The sequence below is a fragment of the Kibdelosporangium philippinense genome (genome assembly GCF_021390435.2).
GTDB lineage: Bacteria > Actinomycetota > Actinomycetes > Mycobacteriales > Pseudonocardiaceae > Kibdelosporangium > Kibdelosporangium philippinense.
In genome coordinates this window covers 863,022-880,064 of record NZ_JAJVCN010000002.1, presented here as the reverse complement: position 1 = coordinate 880,064, position 17,043 = coordinate 863,022, and the positions used below count along the sequence as shown (strand labels likewise).

Genomic DNA, 17,043 nt, shown 5'->3' with positions numbered 1-17,043 from the left:
GTCCTTACTGCTGGCCGGTGGCGGAGTACGGGACCTGGCGAAGCGCCTTGACCTTCCAGCCGTCATCGGTCTGGTCCAGCGCTGCCTCGATCCGCAGCCGCTTGGTGGTCGGCGCCTTGTCGCTCTCCTTCACGGTCGTGTCGACCACGACCAGGATGGTTGCCTCCTTGCGCTGAAGGTTCACGTCCGTCACCGCGGTTTCCCGGACCGCTGCCGTCGTGACCACCTTGGCGTCGGAGATTCGCTTCTTGAAGGCGTCCTGGTTCTTGGCGTAGTCGTCGTGCACGGAGCCGGTCGACACGTCGAGGAACCGTTGGTAGGTCGCGTCAACATTGTTGAAGTCCAACGAGGTCAACGTGGCCACGGCCGCCGCTCCGCTCGTGCTCACTTCCTCACGGGCGCGTCGGACGTCGGCGTCGTCACCGCTCGCGCTGGCCCACCAGATGCCGAAGACCGCCGCGAACGCGAAAGCGACCACGACAAGTGCGATCGAGCCGATCAGTACCCCGCGTTGGGCAGTCATGGTCCTCCGAGCGTCTGGATGAAGGTCATCGGTCCTGGCTGGATCGGCTCGCCGAGCACACCGATCAGACCACCGGACTGCTCAGCCAACTGCTGCGCCGGCCTGCCCGCGTTGGCCTGGATCTGTGCCTGCGAGGGTGCCGCGACCTTCCCACCGTACGGGGCGTTCTGCGAGCCGCGGACGTTGATCGGGCTGCCGACAGGTTCGGCACAGTACGCCTTCTCGTTCGTCGCCACCGGCCGTTGGTCGTCGCCGGGGCGCCGCGTGGTGCCTTCGTAGCCCTTCACGCATGGCGGCGGGTTGAAGATGTTCAGCGCCAGGCCGAGGTGTGCGGTGCCGTCGTTCGGGGCGACGGTGTGTGCGCCGACCGCGACCACCGGATACGTGACAAGCGCTTGTTCGAGACCGGCGGTCCGGGTGACCAGGATGTTCGACGTGGTCAGCAGATTCGCCAGAACCACGCTCAGCCCGGAGCCGGATTCCCGCAGCAGCCCGGTGACCTGCTCGGCCGCCTGTGGCGTCGCCGCGATCAGCCTGCGGATGTCGCCGTCCGAGTTCTTCAGCTGCTCGTTCAGCTGCGCCAGGCTGTTGGAGAACGACTTGATGTTGCCGGACTCCACGTTCTGCGTGTCCAGCACGGTTCCGGCGTTCTGCAACAGCTGGATCGTCTGTGGCAAATGCTCCCGCGCGGCCTTCGTGAACTCGCCGGTCGAGTCGAGCAGCTGCGACAGGTCCGGCCCCGTGCCGGAGAAGGCTTTGTCGAGCTCGTCGACGACCGTCTTGAGCGACTCGGTCGGCACCGACACCACAAGATCGTCGAGGTCACGCAGGACCTGATCGGTTGACAGCGGCGTCTTCGTCCGGTCGGCGAGGATCACCGAGTCGCCGGACAGGTACGGCCCGGCATCCTGCTTTGGCTGCAGATCCACGAACTGCTCACCGACCGCGGATCGGTTGGCCACGACCGCCTGCAGGTCCATCGGGATCCGCGGGGCATCCGGCTGGATGTCCAGGTCCACTTCGATGCCGTCGCGCGTCAACCGGATCTCGCCGACCCGGCCGACCTGCACGCCGCGGTACGTCACCTCGGCATTGGTGAAGATCCCGCCGGAGTCGGCCAGCTGCAGCCGGACCGTGTAGCCCTCGTTGCCGAAAAGCTTGCCGACGTCGGTGAACCGGAACAGCGCGTACACCACCGCGACGATCGCGATCACGAAGAACGCGATGATCTGCAACCTCGTCCGCTTGGTCAGCATCGCTGGCCTCCCAGGATCGAACCGAGCAGACCACCCGCGTTGTTACACGACTGACCCGACGCGTTGGGCTGTTTGTCGAGGTCCGGCACGCCAAGCGGCGAACCGGCGCCTGCCCGCTCGCCTTCCTGACCGACGAGCAGGTCCTTGACCAACGGGATGTCCTGCAAGGGGTTCTGCCTGCTACGGGACAGGTTGTTCATGATCTCGCCGAGGTTCAGGTCGATCTTGGCGTACAGGTTGAAGTAGTCACCCTTCACGCCTGCCACCGCGGAGTCCGGGAACGGGAAGCTGAGCAGCAGCTCCAAAGCCTTGGGCAGGTTCGCACCGGCCTCGCTGAGTTTCTGCAGTGTCGGTGCGAGCGCTTTCAGGTCCGCGACCAGGTTGGTCTTGCTCTTGTTGACCGTGTCGACGGCGACGTCCGAGAGCTGGTCGAGGTTCTGCAGCATGGTCACCAGCTGCGGCCGCTGCTCGGCCAGTACCTGCAGGCCAGGGCCGATTTCGTCGAGCACCTTGGCGATCTTGTCCTTCTGCCCGTCCAGCGTGCTGGACAGTTTCCGCAGCCCGTCGAGCGCCTTGGTGATGTCGCCGCGCCGAGCGTCCAAATCGGACACGAGCTTGTTCGTGTTGGTCAGCAGCGCACGCAGTTGCGGCTCGTTGCCGTCGGCGACCTGGTTGAGCTCGTTGGCGATGGTCCGCAGCTGGTCGACGCCACCGCCGTTGAGCAGCATCGACAACGCACCGAGGACCTCTTCGACCTCGGTGTTGCGGTTGGTCCGGTCCAGCCCGATGTACGCGCCGTTGGCGAGCTTTCCCTGTTGCTTGCCCGCGTCGGGCGCGGCCAGCTCGACGTACTTCTCCCCGAGGAGGCTGGATTGCCGGAGCCTGGCGAAGGAATTGCCGGGCAGCTGCACGTCACCGCGCACGCTCATGGTCACCTCGGCGGTCCAGCCGTCGGGCGCCAGGGTGATCGCCTCGACCCGGCCGATCGGGACCTCGTTGACCTTCACGCCGGACTGCGGCACGAGGTCGAGCACATCCCTGAACTGGGCTTTCACCGTGTACGGCTGGTCGCCGAGATCGGCGCCGCCTGGCAACGGCAGGTCGTAGATGCCTTCGAAGCTGCACGAGCTGAGCGCCAGCACGCCCGCGCAGGCCCCGACGATCAAGCGCAGCTTCATCGCCCACCTCCCAGCGGAACCGGGAACTTGGGCTGGAAACCGTTGTCGTACGCGGTAAGCAGCTGCGCGACCGACGGAAGGCCCTTCACCAGCGGCGCGACTGTCTTGCAGGTGTCGGCCAGCAGCGGCGGGATCTGCTTCGGCGTGCCCTGCGCGAGCAGCTGGCAGACCATCACGATCGGCGGCTGCGTCAGCTCGTTGAGGTTGGCGCGCGCGTCCAGCGTTCCGGAGGAGGCGTTGTACGTGTTGAGCACGTTGCCCAGCGCCAGCGGGGCCACGTCAAGCACCTCAGCGAGGGCGGCACGTTGCTCGACCAGGACCTGCGTGATCGACGCCAGTTTGTCCACATTGGACTTCAGGCGGTCCCTGTTGTCCCTGATGAACACCTGCACCTGCTCCAACGCGGTCGCCAGCTGGGACACCGCCTGCGCGAGGTTGCCGCGTTCGGCGGCGAGGAACTTGCTCACGTCGGCCAGCTGCTCGGAAAACTGCCGGACCTGTTTGTCGCTCGTGGCAAGCGTTCCGGTGAACTTGTTGAGATTGTCCACTGTGGAGAACAGCTGTTCCTGGCTGCCGGACAGGGTTCTGGCCGCCTGGCCGAGCTGTTTGATCGTGTCGTGGGTGGCCTGGCCGTTGCCTTCAAGGTTCTTGGCCAGTGTGTCCAGCAAGTCCGACAGGGCGCCGTTCTGGTTGGCGCCGTTGGGGCCGAGCGTGGTGCTCACCCGGTTCAGGCTCTTGTAGAGGTCGTCGACCTCAAGCGGGGTCGCCGTGCGGTTGCGCGGGATCGTGGCGCCGGTGTTCATCTGCGGCCCGGCAACGTACGCCGGGGCGATCTGCACGTACCGGTCGCTGACCAGCGACGGCGCGACGACCACGGCGCTGGCGTCCTGCGGAATCGCCCGGTCGCTGTCGACCAGCAACTCGACCTTGACCTGGTCGCCCATCGGCTCCACCTTGCCGACGGTCCCGACCGCGACGCCGAGCACCCGCACGTCATTGCCCTCATACAGGCCGACTGCTTGGCCGAAGTACGCCGTGATCCGCTTGGTTCCGTTGTCCGTCAACACGAACCAGATCACGGCCGCGGCCACGAGACCCAGCACGCAGGCGATCGCCACACCGCGTCCGAGGTCGCGCCCCTGGCGCGTTTTGAACGTCATGGCGTGCACCCCTGCGGGTTGATCGGACCGACGGACGGCGGCAGCAGACCGCAGATGTAGTTGTCGAACCAGCGCCCGTTGCCGAGCGTGTTGGCGAACTGCCGGACGAACGGTGCCAGCTTCTCGATGCCCTTGCCCAGGTCATCCTGGTTGCGCTGGAGCATCGCGGTGAACTGGTCCAGCGAGGCCAGTACCGGGTCGAGCTGCTTGGAGTTGTCGTCAACCAGGCCTTTCAGCTCCGCGGAGAGCCTCTTGGTGCCCTCGAGCAGCGAACTGATGGCCTGTTTGCGTTTACGGACCTCGTCGAGCAGCTTGTTGCCGTCCTCCAACAGCTTCGCCACCTCGGCGTCACGGTCGGCCAGCGTCTGCGAGACCTGCGCGGTGTTGCCCAGCAGCTGCGCCAGCTGGTCGTCACGGCTGGAGATCGTCTTGGACAACGCGGACAGGCCGTCCAGCGCGCCCTTCACGTTGTCCGAGGTGTTCGAAAACGTATTCGTCAGCACCTCGAAGCTCTTGGCCAGCTGCGGGGTGTCGACCGCGTCGACCGTTTCGGCCAGGCCACGGAAGGCTTCGAGCACGTCGTAGGGCGCGATCGTGCGGTTGCGCGGGATCGGCTGGTTCGGGTTCAGCGTGCCCGCGCCGTCCGGCTCGACCGCGAGGTACTTCTGCCCGAGCAACGTTTTGATCTTGATGGCCGCCCTGGTCCGGTCACCCATCCAGGCGTCCTTGACCTTGAACGACACCAGCACCGAGTCGCCGTCCAGGTCGACGTCGGTGACCTTGCCGACCTTCACACCGGCGATCCGCACCTCGTCGCTCGGCTTGATGCCCGCGGCCTCGGAGAACTGGGCCTGGTACGTCGTACCGCCGCCGATGATCGGCAGGTCGTCGGAGTAGACCGCGGCCAGCAGGACCAGCGCGATCACCACGAGACCGGTGATGCCGATCGTGATCGGGTTGCGGGAGCGGAAAGACCTCATCCTTTGCACCTCGGCTGAGTGACCGGCGCGACCGGGATGCTGATCGGCTCGTTGATCAACGGTGGCAGCGCCACCTGACCGGACGCCGAGCAGAGGTAGAAGTTGAACCAGGACCCGTAGCTGGCCGTGCGGGTCAGGGTGCTCAGCTTCTCCGGCATGAACTGGAAGAAGTGCTCGACGATCTGCTCGTTGTCGTTGAGGTTCTTGGTGAACGTGCCGAGCGCGGCGATGTCGTCGCGCAGTGGCTCACGGGCTTCGTCGAGCAGCCCGGCGGTGGTGCCGGCCAGCCCGGACAATGCCTGGATCGCGTCGCCGATCGGCTTGCGGTCCGCGGCAAGGCCCGAAACCAGTTGCTGCAGCTGGACAACGAGGTCGCTCAGCTGCTGGCCGCGGGCGTTCACCGTGTCCAGCAGGCCATTCAAATTGGTGATCACTTCGCCGATCACCGCGTCCTTGTCGGCGATCGTCTGGGTCAGCGAGGCGGTGTGCGACAACAGCGACTCGACCGTGCCGCCTTCGCCTTGCAGGACCTGGATGATCTCGTAGGACAGCTTGTTCACGTCATCCGGGCTCAGAGCGCGGAACAAAGGCTTGAAGCCGTTGAACAATTCGGTCAGATCCAGCGCGGGCCTGGTGCGCTCCAACGGAATCGTGGCGTCCGGCGCGAGAACCCCGGTCCCGGTGCCCTGGGCCAGTGCGATGTACCGCTGGCCGACCAGGTTGCGGAACTTGATCGTCGCGGTCACCCCGGCCGGGAGCTGGCGGCCCGCGTCGACCGAGAACTTCACCTCGGCCTGCTTGCGGTCCGCGATCCCGACCTCTTCGACCTGGCCGACGCGCACGCCCGCGATCCGGACGTCGTCGCCGGGCATCAGCGAGGTCACGTCGGTGAACCTGGCCGAATACGTGTTGGTGGAACTCAGGTTCGTGTTCGCGATGCTGATCCCGAGCACGGCCGTGGCGACCACCGTGACGACGATGAACACCGCGAGCTTGATCATCGGCGCGGCGAGACCCCTCATTTGGCGGTCACCTCCGCTCCACGGAACACCGGCGCGGCAAGGAAACTCGTCCAGGCGGGCACGTCCTCAGGGTCCACACCCAGCCTTCCGGCCATCATCGCGGCCACGAACTCCTGCTCGGTCTGCGTGTTGGCCAACCCGAAGGACGATGGAGTCGTGCCGCCCTCGACGACCTGGCCGATCAAACTCGGCGGCAGCACGCCGTCCTGCGCGGATCTGGCCGCGGGCGGCGACGTGGAGCCGTCCTTGAGCGGCCCCTCGGGCGGATGCTGCGGGAACGGGTTGGGGAACTGCTTGAAGTCGTAACAGCGTGGACCACGTTTGTCCGCGTAGCGCGGCTCGTCCTTGCCCGGCTTGTATGCACCGCGGTTGACCACGATCTCGATCGTCGCGTGCAGGCCCGGCTCGCCGGTGCCCTTGCCGAACGCCTTGTCCAGCACCGGAATCGTCTCGGCCATCTGCCGCAGGAAGCACGGATACTCTGGCGCGTACTTGGCCAGTACCTCCAAGGTCGGCCGGGAGTTCTCGGCGAACTGGATCAGGTTGTTCTTGTTCACGGCGAGGAACGTCCGCAGATCCGTGCCTGCCGTGGTCACGCTCGCGTACAAATTGGACAGGTTGGTGCGCTGCTCGGCGATCGTCTTCGACGTGGTGGTCAGGTCCGTGAGCGCTTGGACCAGTTGCGGCGCGGCCTCGCTGTAGGTGTCCGAGAACTTCACCAGTGCCTGCAGATCGTGCTGCAGCTGTGGCACGTGCGGGGTCAGCTCGCCGACGTACTGGCCGAGGTCGGACAGGGTTTCGCCGAGCGGCTTGCCCCTGCCTTCCAGCGCAGTCGAGATCGCGGTCAGCGTGCTGGACAGCTTCTGCGGCTGAACCGCTTGCAGCACAGGCAAAAGGTCGTTCAGTGCCTTCTCGACCTCGATCGCGGGCGCCGAGGTGTCCTGCTTGATCTGCGAGCCTGCCCGCAGTGTCTGAACCGACGGCTGCGGCGGGATCTGCAGCGCCACATAGCGTTCACCGAACAGGGTCTTCGGCAGGAACCGCGCGGACACGTTACTCGGGATCAGGTCCACTTTGTCCGGATCGAGCGCCAGCGTGAGCTCGGCGCCGTGCGCGGTCGGCGTGATCTTCTCGACCGAGCCGACGATCAGCCCGCGCACTTTCACGTCCGAGCGCTGCTGCAACTGGTTGCCGACCTTGTCGGTGGTCAGCGTGACGCGGGTGAACGACGAGAACGCCTTGTTGAAGAACGCCACGCTCAGCACGACGAAACCGACCAGCGTCGCGATGAACAGCAGGCCGAGGAGCCTTCGGGTGAGCGTGGTCATCCGGCGATCCTCACGGTCGTCGTTGTGCCCCAGATCGCCAAGCTCAGGAAGAAGTCGAGCAAGGTGACCGAGACGATCGTGGTCCGCACCGCGCGGCCGACGGCGACACCAACGCCCGCAGGGCCGCCGCTGGCGCGGTAGCCGTAGTAGCAGTGCGTCAGGATGATGATCACGGCGAAGATCAGGACTTTGCCGAACGACCAGAACACGTCCTGCGGCGGTAGAAACAGGTCGAAGTAGTGGTCATACGTGCCAGCGGACTGGCCGTAGAAGTAGACCGTGATCGTCCTCGATGCGACGTACGAGCTGAGCAAACCGATGATGTACAAGGGAATGACCGCGATGAACCCGGCCATGATCCTGGTCGTCACCAGGTACGGCAGCGACGGCACGCCCATCACCTCAAGCGCGTCGATCTCCTCGGAGATCCGCATCGCGCCGAGCTGAGCGGTGAAGCCCGAACCGACCGTCGCGGACAACGCCAAGCCCGCGACCAACGGCGCGATCTCGCGGGTGTTGAAGTACGCGGACACGAAGCCCGCGAACGCGGCCGTGCCGATCTGGTTCAGCGCCGCGTAACCCTGCAGGCCGACGACCGTGCCGACGAACAACGTCAGCCCGAGCATCACGCCGATCGTGCCGCCGATCACCGCCAGCGCGCCGCTGCCGAAGCTCACTTCGGCAAGCAAGCGCATGGTTTCCCGCATATAGCGGGTGATCGTGGCCGGGATCCACGCCAATGCCCTGACGTAGAAGGACATCTGGTCGCCGGCTTTGTCCAGTACGTCCAGCGGCTTGCGGAGTTGGTCTCGGACAGCCATCTCAGCTCCCCTTCGCCGGGACGACCGTCAGGTACACCGTGGTCAGCACGAAGTTCACGAAGAACAGCAGCAGGAACGTGATGACGACGGACTGGTTCACCGCGTCACCGACGCCCTTCGGGCCGGCAGCGGGGTTCAGGCCGCGGTAGCAGGCGACGACACCAGCGATGAACCCGAAGACCAGCGCCTTGATCTCGCTGATCCACAGATCCGGCAGCTGCGCGAGCGCCGAGAAACCGGCGAGATACGCACCGGGCGTTCCACCCTGCAGGACCACGTTGAAGAAATAGCCACCGAGCACACCGACAACGCTGACCAAACCGTTGAGCAGCACCGCGACGAGCATCGACGCGAGCACCCGTGGCACGACAAGGCGCTGCACGGCGGAAACACCGAGCACCTCCATCGCGTCGATCTCTTCACGGATGGTCCGTGCACCAATGTCCGCGCACATCGCCGAACCACCGGCACCGGCGACAAGCAGCGCGGTCACCAGCGGCGCTGCCTGCTGGATGATCGCGAGCACGCTCGCCGCACCCATGAACGACTGCGCGCCGAGCTGCGTCACCAACGAACCCAGCTGCAGCGCGATGACCGCGCCGAACGGGATCGCGACCAGCGCGGTCGGCAGGATGCACACACTCGCGATGAACCACGACTGCTGGATGAACTCCCGAACCTGGAACGGCCGCTGGAAGAACCCGCGGACGACGTCGAGCCCGAGGGCGAACATCTGGCCGGTTTCCCGAAGCGCGCCAGCACCAGGGAATGACGACCTGGTGGAGCGAACGGTCACGCGCCACCACCCTGGCCCTGCTGGGGCGGCTGCCACTGGGTCTGCGGAAGGTCGGCCAGGTCACCCTGGATGCGCTCGCGCGGTTGCGGCGACGGTCTGTGTCCAGCTGGGACAGTCGCCATCATGTGCGGATGGACGTTGTAACGCTGTTGTTCCGCCGGGGTCAGGCTTTCGATGATGCCTTCCTGCGCGGCGGGCGGCAGCGTGTGCAGGATGCTCATCACCCGGTCCTTGCGCCGCCGTACCCCTTGGCGCTCAGGCAATCCAGGCGTCGGCTGCAGCTGAGGAACGACACCGCGAACGTCCTCAGTGGACCCGTCGTGGTGCCCGGCGTCGGCGAGCTGCTGCTCGGCCGCCATGGTCGCGGTGTCCTTCTCCTCGGACATGCCGATCGGCCCGATCCGGCGGCCGTTGAGGAACTGCTCGACAACGGGCTCTTCGGACGTCAGCAGAACCTCGCGCGGCCCGAACATGACCAGCTCGCGCCGGAACAGCATGCCCAGGTTGTCCGGCACGGTCCTGGCGAGGTTGATGTTGTGCGTGACGATCAGGATGGTCGCGTCGATCTGCGCGTTCAGGTCGATCAGCAGCTGGCTGAGGTACGCGGTACGCACGGGGTCGAGACCGGAGTCCGGCTCGTCGCACAGGATGATCTCCGGATCGAGCACGAGCGCACGGGCCAGACCGGCCCGTTTGCGCATACCGCCGGAAATCTCACCGGGGAGTTTCTTCTCCGCGCCGGTGAGGCCGACCATCTCCATCTTCTCTAGCACGATCTGCCGGATCTCGGACTCGGACTTGCGCGTGTGCTCCCGCAGCGGGAAGGCCACGTTGTCGAACAGGTTCATCGACCCGAACAGCGCGCCATCCTGGAACAGCACGCCGAACAGCTTGCGGATCTCGTAGAGCTGCCGCTCGGAGCACGAGACGATGTCGACACCGTTGATCACGCACTTGCCACGGTCGGGTTTGAGCAAGCCGATCATGGATTTGAGGAAGACGGACTTGCCGGTGCCGGACGGGCCAAGCATCACGCTGACCTCACCGGGCGGCAGGGTCAACGTGACATCCCGCCAGATGGTCTGACGGCCAAAGGACTTGGTGAGACCCTCGACCACCACTTCGGCGCCCATCGACCCTCCCGAGCTTGAGTACCTCTTCCACCCAACGAGCGGGGCCCGACGGGGTTACTACCTGGTACGGCCGACGACCATATCTGCCACCCGGACCTGCACCCTAGACCAGTCAGCGCAGTGCGTCGTATTCGCTACTAAGGATGCTGTGCGTAGCGGGGTCGTCTGGATACCGTCAGTTGTCTTCCCTGCATCTTCCCTGCAACGGACGGAGAGAGACATGGGCAAACGCCTGGCGGCGTTACTCAGCGGAGTCCTGACCGCCGGACTGGTCCTGGCGGCGCCCGCGAATGCGAGCGGTGTATTGACGGGCGTCCCGGCCTACGAGGGCAGCGGCATTCAGGACCCCGCACTAGTCGGAGCCACGCCGGTCAAGCCCGGGCACAAGATCGAAGGCTTCTCCGGTGCGAGCGTCCAGTCGATCATCGGCCCGGACAACCGAGTCAGGGTCAACCCGACAACGACCTTCCCAGCACGAGCGACCGTGCTGATCACCCGGACATCTGGCGGAGTCGAACGCCAGCACTGCACAGGATGGATGTACAGCGCATCCCTGGTCCTGACGGCAGGCCACTGCGTGTACGGCGGCGGCGCGTACTACACAGGCCTGCGCTTCTACCCGGGCTACAACGGCGACACAGCACCGTACGGCTCGTGCACCGCGACAACGCTGATCGCCAGCGCTGGCTACCGTGCGAATGGCGCACCTGACGAGGACTATGGCGGCGCGAAGCTGAACTGCACCATTGGCAACACGGTTGGTTGGTACGGCGCGTTCTCCACGACCGCGTCGTTGAACGGAACGCCGACGACAATCCAGGGCTACGGCGGCGACAAGAACAAGCAGCAATGGCTGTCGACTGACCAGATCCGCGTCTCGAACCCGCTGCGGCTCTACTACCAGAACGACACCATCGGCGGAAACAGCGGAAGCGCTGTCGCCACCAACCGCCCAGCCGGATCCCCCGGCTGCTCGGGCTGGTGCTCACTGGCATTCCACGCGTACGGCGGAACCCAGAACAGCGGCGCCCGCATCACGGCGGCCCGCCTGACCGAAGTCAACGGCTGGCGCTAACCCACCCGGGCGTGTCCACCGTTCCGGCACACCGTGTCCACCGTTCCGACACACCGTGTCCACCGTTCCGACACACCGTGTCCACCTTTGCGGCACAGTGAAATGCACTTTGCCGCACTTTGAAACGCCATGAACAGACGAACGCCCCGAGGTGCGCCTCGGGGCGTTCGTTTTTGCTTTTCCGGCTTCGCTGGTTCGTCTTTGCGTTCCAGCTGGGCTGGTTTTACTACCGCGTGTCCGCCCCACCGGCACGGTGAGTCAAACTGCTCGACTCGCTTTCAGCCTGGTTGGCTTTCGCTTTTCGCCGCTCGCGTTCAACACACCATGCCGGAGCGGCAGACACGCGCGGGTTCCCCCGTCATCGACTTCCCTCGCTCGCTTCGCTCGCGGGGGCGTCTTTTCCTCTTTTTTGTTTGAGGTTTTGCTGCTTGAGGGGTGTTACTTCAGGGAGATCTTGGCGCCGACGGCCTCGAGCTTCTCCTTGGCGGCCTCGGCGGCCTCCTTGGCGACCTTCTCCAGGACCGGCTTCGGGGCACCCTCGACGAGCTCCTTGGCCTCCTTCAGGCCCAGGCCCGAGACGACCTCGCGGACGACCTTGATGACCTGGATCTTCTTGTCACCAGCCGACTCGAGGATGACGTCGAACTCGTCCTGCTCCTCGGCGGCCTCAGGGGCGGCACCAGCCGGGCCCGCGACGACCTGCGCGACCGGGGCGGCGGCGGTGACGTCGAAGGTGGTCTCGAACTCCTTGACGAACGCGGACAGCTCGAGCAGCGTCATCTCCTTGAACGCGTCGAGCAGCTCTTCGGTGCTGAGCTTCGCCATGATGGCGGCTCCTTTCTTCTAGCTAAGCGGGTGGGGGTGAACTTCAGCTCTCGGCGGGAGCGTCCGCTGCTGCCTTCTTCTCCTGCAGCGCGGCGGCCAGGCGGGCCACCTGCGAGGCCGGGGCCTGGAACAGCCCGGCGGCCTTGGACAGGTTGCCCATCATCGCGCCCGCCAGCTTGGCGAGCAGCACCTCACGGGTTTCGAGGTCAGCGATCTTGTTGACCTCGTCGACCGAGAGCGGGCGGCCATCCATGTAGCCGCCCTTGATGACCAGACCCTTGTTGTCCTTCGCGAAGTCACGAAGCGCCTTGGCGGCGTCGACGGGCTCGCCGTCGACGAACGTGATGGCCGTCGGGCCTTCGAAGAGAGCGTCGAGGCCCTCAACTCCGGCGTCCTTGGCGGCCAGCTTGACCAGGGTGTTCTTCGCGACACGGTAAGACGCGGTGGTGCCGAGAGCGCGGCGCAGCGTGGTGAGCTGCGACACGGAGAGGCCGCTGTACTGCGTGACGACGGCGGCCGAGCTCGTACGGAACTTGTCCGCGATCTCGGCGACTGCGGCCACCTTGTCCGGCTTCGCCATGTTCGCCTCCTCTCTGGGCTACGACCACTGGCACCCAGCCCGGAAAAGACGAAACGCCCGGCGCGCAGGCACGGGCGTAAGAAAGAATCTCAGCTCGTTGTACCTGCGCGGGCCACCCTTGCGGGATCTTCATCTTCACGGGGGAAGAGACCAGCGGTCTTCGGTAGAACGACGACAACGATACGGGACACGATCCTGCCTCTCCAAATCGCCCCCGGCATGATGGTGGACGTGGCCGAAAACGAGCGCCCCAACAACCCGGCACCCTACGACCCGGAACAGCGGAAGCAGTTCGAACAGTTCCAGCAGTACCAGCAGTTTCTGAAGTTCCAGGAGATGCAGGCACAGGGTCAGCTGCCGCCAGCGGCAGGCCAGCCACCGGTGCCGGTTCCGCCTTCGCCGCAGCCTGCGCCGAAGAAGAAGCTGCCCGGCTGGGTGAAGTTCCTGTTCAGCAAGGCCTTCCGCAGGCTGCTGCTGCTCGCTGTGGTGATCGCCGCGGTCGCGTGGGGATGCTCGTACCTGCGTGACGTGTTCAACGTCGCCCCTCAGGACGACGGCCTCGGCGTGCAAGGCGGCGCCGGTCCCGGCACGAAGCAGTCCCCCGGCATGCCCAACGAGGTGATGAGCACCTTGTACCGGAGCATCGCCTCGGGCGAGCCGACGTTCGCGTGTTCGTCGTTCAGTCCGACGGGTGCCGCCGCGTTCGCCGCCAGTTTCGGTGTCGCGGACTGCCCGGCGGCCGTCGCGAAACTCAAGCCGGAAGTGGCGCCGCTGACCAGGAACCCACGGATCGAAATCCCCGAAGGCGCGACGACGATCCGGGTCAGCTCATGCTCGTTGTTCGTCAAACCGGGCACGACTTCCTTGGGAGTCTTCATCTTCACGCCGTTCGAACGCGCGTGGATCATCTCCGGCCACGAGACCGAGACCTGCGCGCCCCCAACGACTACGAGTGCCGGACCGACGCGGTGATCACGGCCTGAACGGCGCCGGTGATCCGCTCGACGGCCTGATCCGGGTCCGGACTGCCGACTTCTAGCCATGTCATCGTTGCTTCGACGGTCACGGTGAGCGCCAGGTGCGCGGCCCACTTCGCCCAGACCTTGTCCGGGATGACTTCGAGCATCCGCTGCTGCAGTGTCTCGATCAGTTCGGCACGCAACTCGTCGATGTCCGAACGGAACTCCGGCTCCCGCGCGGCCTGGTGGAAAAGCAGGTGGAACTCCGCGGTTTCCTTGGCAGCCCAGATAACCAGAGCGCCCACAGTGGACTCCGTGAGCTCGTCACCTGTCGCTGCGGCGAGCCGTTCGCCCGCACGGACACAAGCAGCGCGGTACAAGTCCGCTTTGGACTCGAACAGCCGGTACAGGATCATCCGGCTGATCCCCGCGGCCTTGGCGACATCGTCCAAACCGGTCGCCGAGTAGCCGCGGTCTGCGAAAACCCTTGTCGCGCAAGCAAGAACCTGCTCACGTCGCTGCGGCCTCGGCAGCTTCACCGCTGTTGCACCTCCATGTATACGATCAGTGTATACACATACGTAACATCAAGGCCCGTGAAAAAGGCGGACCCGATGTGGGTCCGCCTTTTTCGTGCCTAAGGCACCGCTCAGACGGCGGCGTCGTCGGCCAGCAGGTTACGGGTACGAGCCGGGTCCACCGGGATACCGGGGCCCATCGTCGTGGTGAAGGTGACCTTCTTCAGGTACTTGCCCTTGGCCGAAGACGGCTTGGCCCGCAGGATCTCGTCGAGCGCGGCCGCGTAGTTCTCGACCAGCTTGTCGTTATCGAACGACGCCTTGCCGATCACCAGGTGCAGGTTGGCCTGCTTGTCGACGCGGAAGTTGATCTTTCCGCCCTTGATGTCGGCGACAGCCTTGGCCACGGCGGGCGTGACGGTTCCGGTCTTCGGGTTCGGCATCAGGCCACGCGGGCCGAGGATGCGGGCGATCCGTCCGACCTTGGCCATCTGGTCCGGGGTGGCGATCGCGGCGTCGAAGTCGAGCCAGCCACCCTGGATGCGCTCGATCAGGTCCTCGGCGCCGACCGCGTCGGCTCCGGCTGCCTCGGCCTCAGCGGCCTTGTCGCCGGTCGCGAACACGATGACCCGGGCGGTCTTACCGGTTCCGTGCGGCAGGTTCACGGTGCCGCGGACCATCTGGTCGGCCTTGCGGGGGTCGACACCCAGCCGGATCGCGACCTCGACGGTCGCGTCCATCTTCACCTTGGAGGTCTCCTTGGCGAGCTTGGCGGCCTCGAGCGGCGAGTACAGCCGCTCCTTGTCCACCAGCTCGGCGGCCTGACGATAGGCCTTGCTGCGCTTTGCCATCTGTTTCCCTAACTAACAGTTCGTGGTCGCGGGCCGCGCTCGGCCCTCCCACTGGTTCTTGCGAAAGTTCTTATTCGACCGTGATACCCATCGAACGAGCGGTACCGGCGATGATCTTGGCCGCTTGGTCGATGTCGTTGGCGTTGAGGTCGGCCTGCTTCTGCTGGGCGATCTCCTTCACCTGGTCCCAGGTCACCTTGGCGACCTTGGTCCGGTGCGGCTCGCCGCTGCCCTTCTCCACACCGGCGGCCTTCAGCAGCAGCTTCGCGGCCGGCGGGGTCTTGAGCTTGAAGTCGAACGACCGGTCTTCATACACGGAGATCTCGACCGGCACCACGGTGCCGCGCTGCGACTCGGTCGCGGCGTTGTAGGCCTTGCAGAACTCCATGATGTTGACGCCGTGCTGGCCCAGTGCGGGGCCGACCGGCGGTGCCGGGTTGGCCTGGCCCGCCGTGATCTGCAGCTTGATGATCGCTGCAAGCTTCTTTTTCTTGGGTGGCATTCTCGTATTCCTGTTTCCTGCGTTGGTCCGCGCGGCGAACCTGCCGTACCGCCGCGTGGCCGGCCGGCCTTACACAGGCCGGTCAGATCTTGGAGACCTGGCTGAACGACAGCTCGACCGGGGTCTCCCGGCCGAAGATCGACACCAGGACCTTGAGCTTCTGCGCGTCCGCGTTGACCTCGTTGATGGTCGCGGGCAGCGTGGCGAAGGGGCCGTCCATCACTGTAACCGACTCGCCGACCTCGAAGTCGACCTCGACGGCCGGCTTGGACGCGGCAGCCGCTGGCTTGCCGGCCGCCGGCTTGGTCTGCTCGACCTGCGGCAGCAGGAACTTCGCCACCTCGTCGATGGTCAGCGGGGAAGGCTTGGAGGTCGCGCCGACGAACCCGGTGACACCTGGGGTGTTGCGGACCGCGCTCCACGATGGGTCGTTCAGGTCCATCCGGACCAGGATGTAGCCGGGCAGCACCTTGCGCTGCACCTGCTTGCGCTGGCCGTTCTTGATCTCGGTGACCTCTTCGGTCGGCACCTCGACCTGGAAGATGTAGTCCTCCATGTCGAGGGTCTGGATCCGGGTCTCGAGGTTGGTCTTGACCTTGTTCTCGTAGCCAGCGTAGGAGTGGATCACGTACCAGTCGCCCGGCGCGCGGCGCAGTGCCTCACGCAGCTCGGCGACCGGGTCCTCCTCCTCGGAGTCGGCTTCGTCCGCCGCGGCAGCAGCCGGCTCTTCGGCGTCGTCGACGTCCTCGTCGGTCTCCGCCTGGTCGAGGAGCTCCTCGTCCTGAGTGGCGACGACCTCGTCGTCGGCCGGACTGGTCAGCCCCTGGCCGCCAGCGGCGCCGTTCTCGGAGGTCACTGTGATCTCGCTTCCTATCTCTACATCTCGCGTTCGGCTTGCTTATCCGAAGATGAGCGCCACCAGCTTGCCGATACCCAGGTCGAGACCGGAGATGATGGCCACCATCACGGCAAGGAAGACCAAGACGACCGCGGTGTAGGTGATCATCTGCTTGCGCGTCGGCCAGATGACCTTGCGCAGCTCGGCGACCACCTCTTTGAGGAACCGGAAAAGCCGGGCGAACAGGCCCGCGCGCTTCTCCTTGCCGTCACGCGACGGAGTGGCGTGGCCCTTCTTGCCCTCGGCCTCGGACTCCGACGCGGGCTTGCTCTTCGGCTTGGCCTTGGCGGACGGAGCGGCGTCCTTGCGCGCGGCAGGACGCGCCGACGCACGACGCTCGCGCCGCGCAGCGGCGGTCACCGGACGGGACTGAGGCTTCTGGTCCTCGTCCCGATCCTTGCCCGGCTCCTCGCTCACGCCAGTTCCTCCGCTCGCCAGCCTTGTCCTTGCGTTGCAGGGGCGACAGGACTTGAACCTGCAACCTGCGGTTTTGGAGACCGCTGCTCTGCCAATTGAGCTACGCCCCTTTGGTGGTGACCTCTCAGCCACCAGGTGGACGAGATTCACTGTCCCCACTCTGTCAGGTCTGACCGCGTGGGGCAAAGTGACTTTCGTTCCGAGTTCGAAAGTGTACGGCA

19 protein-coding genes and 1 tRNA gene are annotated in these 17,043 nt (G+C 65.6%); 2 read left to right on the top strand and 18 right to left on the bottom strand.

Annotation, left to right across the window (positions count from 1 at the left end; genetic code table 11):
- Positions 1–4 precede the first annotated feature (4 nt).
- Genes LWC34_RS23135 through LWC34_RS23090 form a run of 10 tightly spaced genes read right to left on the bottom strand, consistent with a single transcriptional unit; the run spans position 5 to position 10,197 of the window.
- A complete protein-coding gene (locus LWC34_RS23135; RefSeq protein ID WP_233727254.1) occupies positions 5–523 on the bottom strand; it encodes an Rv1363c family protein in 519 nt (172 codons plus the stop codon).
- Positions 520–1,779, bottom strand: coding sequence for an MCE family protein (locus LWC34_RS23130; RefSeq protein WP_233727253.1), 1,260 nt, complete (start codon positions 1,777–1,779; stop codon positions 520–522). Before LWC34_RS23130 ends, LWC34_RS23135 begins: the two co-directional genes overlap by 4 nt.
- Positions 1,773–2,957, bottom strand: coding sequence for an MCE family protein (locus LWC34_RS23125; RefSeq protein WP_233727252.1), 1,185 nt, complete (start codon positions 2,955–2,957; stop codon positions 1,773–1,775). Before LWC34_RS23125 ends, LWC34_RS23130 begins: the two co-directional genes overlap by 7 nt.
- Complete coding sequence (locus tag LWC34_RS23120) at positions 2,954–4,117, bottom strand: MCE family protein (RefSeq protein ID WP_233727251.1); 1,164 nt, start codon at positions 4,115–4,117, stop codon at positions 2,954–2,956. The genes LWC34_RS23125 and LWC34_RS23120 overlap by 4 nt, the downstream gene beginning before the upstream one ends.
- Positions 4,114–5,097, bottom strand: coding sequence for an MCE family protein (locus tag LWC34_RS23115; protein ID WP_233727250.1), 984 nt, complete (start codon positions 5,095–5,097; stop codon positions 4,114–4,116). Before LWC34_RS23115 ends, LWC34_RS23120 begins: the two co-directional genes overlap by 4 nt.
- The gene (locus LWC34_RS23110; protein WP_233727249.1) at positions 5,094–6,119 is read right to left on the bottom strand and encodes an MCE family protein; all 1,026 of its coding nucleotides are present in this window, start codon (positions 6,117–6,119) and stop codon (positions 5,094–5,096) included. Before LWC34_RS23110 ends, LWC34_RS23115 begins: the two co-directional genes overlap by 4 nt.
- Complete coding sequence (locus tag LWC34_RS23105) at positions 6,116–7,447, bottom strand: MCE family protein (RefSeq protein ID WP_233727248.1); 1,332 nt, start codon at positions 7,445–7,447, stop codon at positions 6,116–6,118. The genes LWC34_RS23110 and LWC34_RS23105 overlap by 4 nt, the downstream gene beginning before the upstream one ends.
- Entirely contained in the window at positions 7,444–8,268 is an 825-nt protein-coding gene (locus tag LWC34_RS23100; RefSeq protein WP_233727247.1) for an MlaE family ABC transporter permease, read from the bottom strand. Before LWC34_RS23100 ends, LWC34_RS23105 begins: the two co-directional genes overlap by 4 nt.
- Position 8,269: 1 nt before the next feature.
- Positions 8,270–9,001: an MlaE family ABC transporter permease gene (locus LWC34_RS23095; RefSeq protein WP_235729875.1), complete on the bottom strand. Its 732-nt coding sequence runs from the start codon at positions 8,999–9,001 to the stop codon at positions 8,270–8,272.
- 59 nt (positions 9,002–9,060) lie between these two features.
- Positions 9,061–10,197, bottom strand: a complete 1,137-nt coding sequence (locus LWC34_RS23090; RefSeq protein WP_233727245.1) for an ABC transporter ATP-binding protein — start codon at positions 10,195–10,197, stop codon at positions 9,061–9,063.
- Between the two features lie 220 nt (positions 10,198–10,417).
- On the opposite strand from LWC34_RS23090, the gene LWC34_RS23085 reads away from it, so the two are divergent.
- Positions 10,418–11,272 carry a trypsin-like serine peptidase gene (locus tag LWC34_RS23085; RefSeq protein ID WP_233727244.1) on the top strand — a complete coding sequence of 285 codons (855 nt, stop codon included), beginning with the start codon at positions 10,418–10,420 and terminating at the stop codon, positions 11,270–11,272.
- Between the two features lie 438 nt (positions 11,273–11,710).
- Here the strand turns inward: LWC34_RS23085 and rplL are convergent, their stop codons facing one another.
- Together rplL and rplJ are read right to left on the bottom strand one after the other, a co-directional pair.
- A complete protein-coding gene (rplL, locus tag LWC34_RS23080) occupies positions 11,711–12,097 on the bottom strand; it encodes a 50S ribosomal protein L7/L12 (RefSeq protein ID WP_233727243.1) in 387 nt (128 codons plus the stop codon).
- 43 nt (positions 12,098–12,140) lie between these two features.
- Positions 12,141–12,677, bottom strand: coding sequence for a 50S ribosomal protein L10 (rplJ, locus tag LWC34_RS23075; RefSeq protein ID WP_233727242.1), 537 nt, complete (start codon positions 12,675–12,677; stop codon positions 12,141–12,143).
- A gap of 231 nt (positions 12,678–12,908) precedes the next feature.
- Here rplJ and LWC34_RS23070 point away from each other — a divergent pair, with 231 nt between their 5' ends.
- Positions 12,909–13,649, top strand: coding sequence for a hypothetical protein (locus tag LWC34_RS23070; RefSeq protein ID WP_233727241.1), 741 nt, complete (start codon positions 12,909–12,911; stop codon positions 13,647–13,649).
- On the opposite strand, the gene LWC34_RS23065 is transcribed toward LWC34_RS23070, so the two are convergent.
- From LWC34_RS23065 to LWC34_RS23040, 6 genes are all read right to left on the bottom strand, one after another.
- Positions 13,624–14,175, bottom strand: coding sequence for a TetR/AcrR family transcriptional regulator (locus LWC34_RS23065; protein WP_233727240.1), 552 nt, complete (start codon positions 14,173–14,175; stop codon positions 13,624–13,626). The two genes, LWC34_RS23070 and LWC34_RS23065, sit on opposite strands and share 26 nt — an antisense overlap.
- A 110-nt stretch (positions 14,176–14,285) precedes the next feature.
- Positions 14,286–15,005, bottom strand: a complete 720-nt coding sequence (gene rplA, locus LWC34_RS23060) for a 50S ribosomal protein L1 (protein ID WP_233727239.1) — start codon at positions 15,003–15,005, stop codon at positions 14,286–14,288.
- Positions 15,006–15,075: 70 nt separating this feature from the next.
- Entirely contained in the window at positions 15,076–15,507 is a 432-nt protein-coding gene (gene rplK, locus LWC34_RS23055) for a 50S ribosomal protein L11 (RefSeq protein ID WP_037265260.1), read from the bottom strand.
- A gap of 82 nt (positions 15,508–15,589) precedes the next feature.
- The gene (gene nusG / locus LWC34_RS23050) at positions 15,590–16,363 is read right to left on the bottom strand and encodes a transcription termination/antitermination protein NusG (RefSeq protein ID WP_233727238.1); all 774 of its coding nucleotides are present in this window, start codon (positions 16,361–16,363) and stop codon (positions 15,590–15,592) included.
- Between the two features lie 42 nt (positions 16,364–16,405).
- Positions 16,406–16,822 carry a preprotein translocase subunit SecE gene (secE, locus tag LWC34_RS23045; protein ID WP_233727237.1) on the bottom strand — a complete coding sequence of 139 codons (417 nt, stop codon included), beginning with the start codon at positions 16,820–16,822 and terminating at the stop codon, positions 16,406–16,408.
- Between the two features lie 37 nt (positions 16,823–16,859).
- Positions 16,860–16,932 (bottom strand) — tRNA-Trp (locus LWC34_RS23040).
- Between the last annotated feature and the right edge of the window lie 111 nt (positions 16,933–17,043).

What these genes read in the sequence shown, in the direction of transcription:
- LWC34_RS23135 (WP_233727254.1), bottom strand. Translation starts at nt 523, where the DNA reads ATGACTGCCCAACGCGGGGTACTGATCGGCTCGATCGCACTTGTCGTG.
- LWC34_RS23130 (WP_233727253.1), bottom strand. Translation starts at nt 1,779, where the DNA reads ATGCTGACCAAGCGGACGAGGTTGCAGATCATCGCGTTCTTCGTGATC.
- LWC34_RS23125 (WP_233727252.1), bottom strand. Translation starts at nt 2,957, where the DNA reads ATGAAGCTGCGCTTGATCGTCGGGGCCTGCGCGGGCGTGCTGGCGCTC.
- LWC34_RS23120 (WP_233727251.1), bottom strand. Translation starts at nt 4,117, where the DNA reads ATGACGTTCAAAACGCGCCAGGGGCGCGACCTCGGACGCGGTGTGGCG.
- LWC34_RS23115 (WP_233727250.1), bottom strand. Translation starts at nt 5,097, where the DNA reads ATGAGGTCTTTCCGCTCCCGCAACCCGATCACGATCGGCATCACCGGT.
- LWC34_RS23110 (WP_233727249.1), bottom strand. Translation starts at nt 6,119, where the DNA reads ATGAGGGGTCTCGCCGCGCCGATGATCAAGCTCGCGGTGTTCATCGTC.
- LWC34_RS23105 (WP_233727248.1), bottom strand. Translation starts at nt 7,447, where the DNA reads ATGACCACGCTCACCCGAAGGCTCCTCGGCCTGCTGTTCATCGCGACG.
- LWC34_RS23100 (WP_233727247.1), bottom strand. Translation starts at nt 8,268, where the DNA reads ATGGCTGTCCGAGACCAACTCCGCAAGCCGCTGGACGTACTGGACAAA.
- LWC34_RS23095 (WP_235729875.1), bottom strand. Translation starts at nt 9,001, where the DNA reads ATGTTCGCCCTCGGGCTCGACGTCGTCCGCGGGTTCTTCCAGCGGCCG.
- LWC34_RS23090 (WP_233727245.1), bottom strand. Translation starts at nt 10,197, where the DNA reads ATGGGCGCCGAAGTGGTGGTCGAGGGTCTCACCAAGTCCTTTGGCCGT.
- LWC34_RS23085 (WP_233727244.1), top strand. Translation starts at nt 10,418, where the DNA reads ATGGGCAAACGCCTGGCGGCGTTACTCAGCGGAGTCCTGACCGCCGGA.
- rplL (WP_233727243.1), bottom strand. Translation starts at nt 12,097, where the DNA reads ATGGCGAAGCTCAGCACCGAAGAGCTGCTCGACGCGTTCAAGGAGATG.
- rplJ (WP_233727242.1), bottom strand. Translation starts at nt 12,677, where the DNA reads ATGGCGAAGCCGGACAAGGTGGCCGCAGTCGCCGAGATCGCGGACAAG.
- rplA (WP_233727239.1), bottom strand. Translation starts at nt 15,005, where the DNA reads ATGGCAAAGCGCAGCAAGGCCTATCGTCAGGCCGCCGAGCTGGTGGAC.
- rplK (WP_037265260.1), bottom strand. Translation starts at nt 15,507, where the DNA reads ATGCCACCCAAGAAAAAGAAGCTTGCAGCGATCATCAAGCTGCAGATC.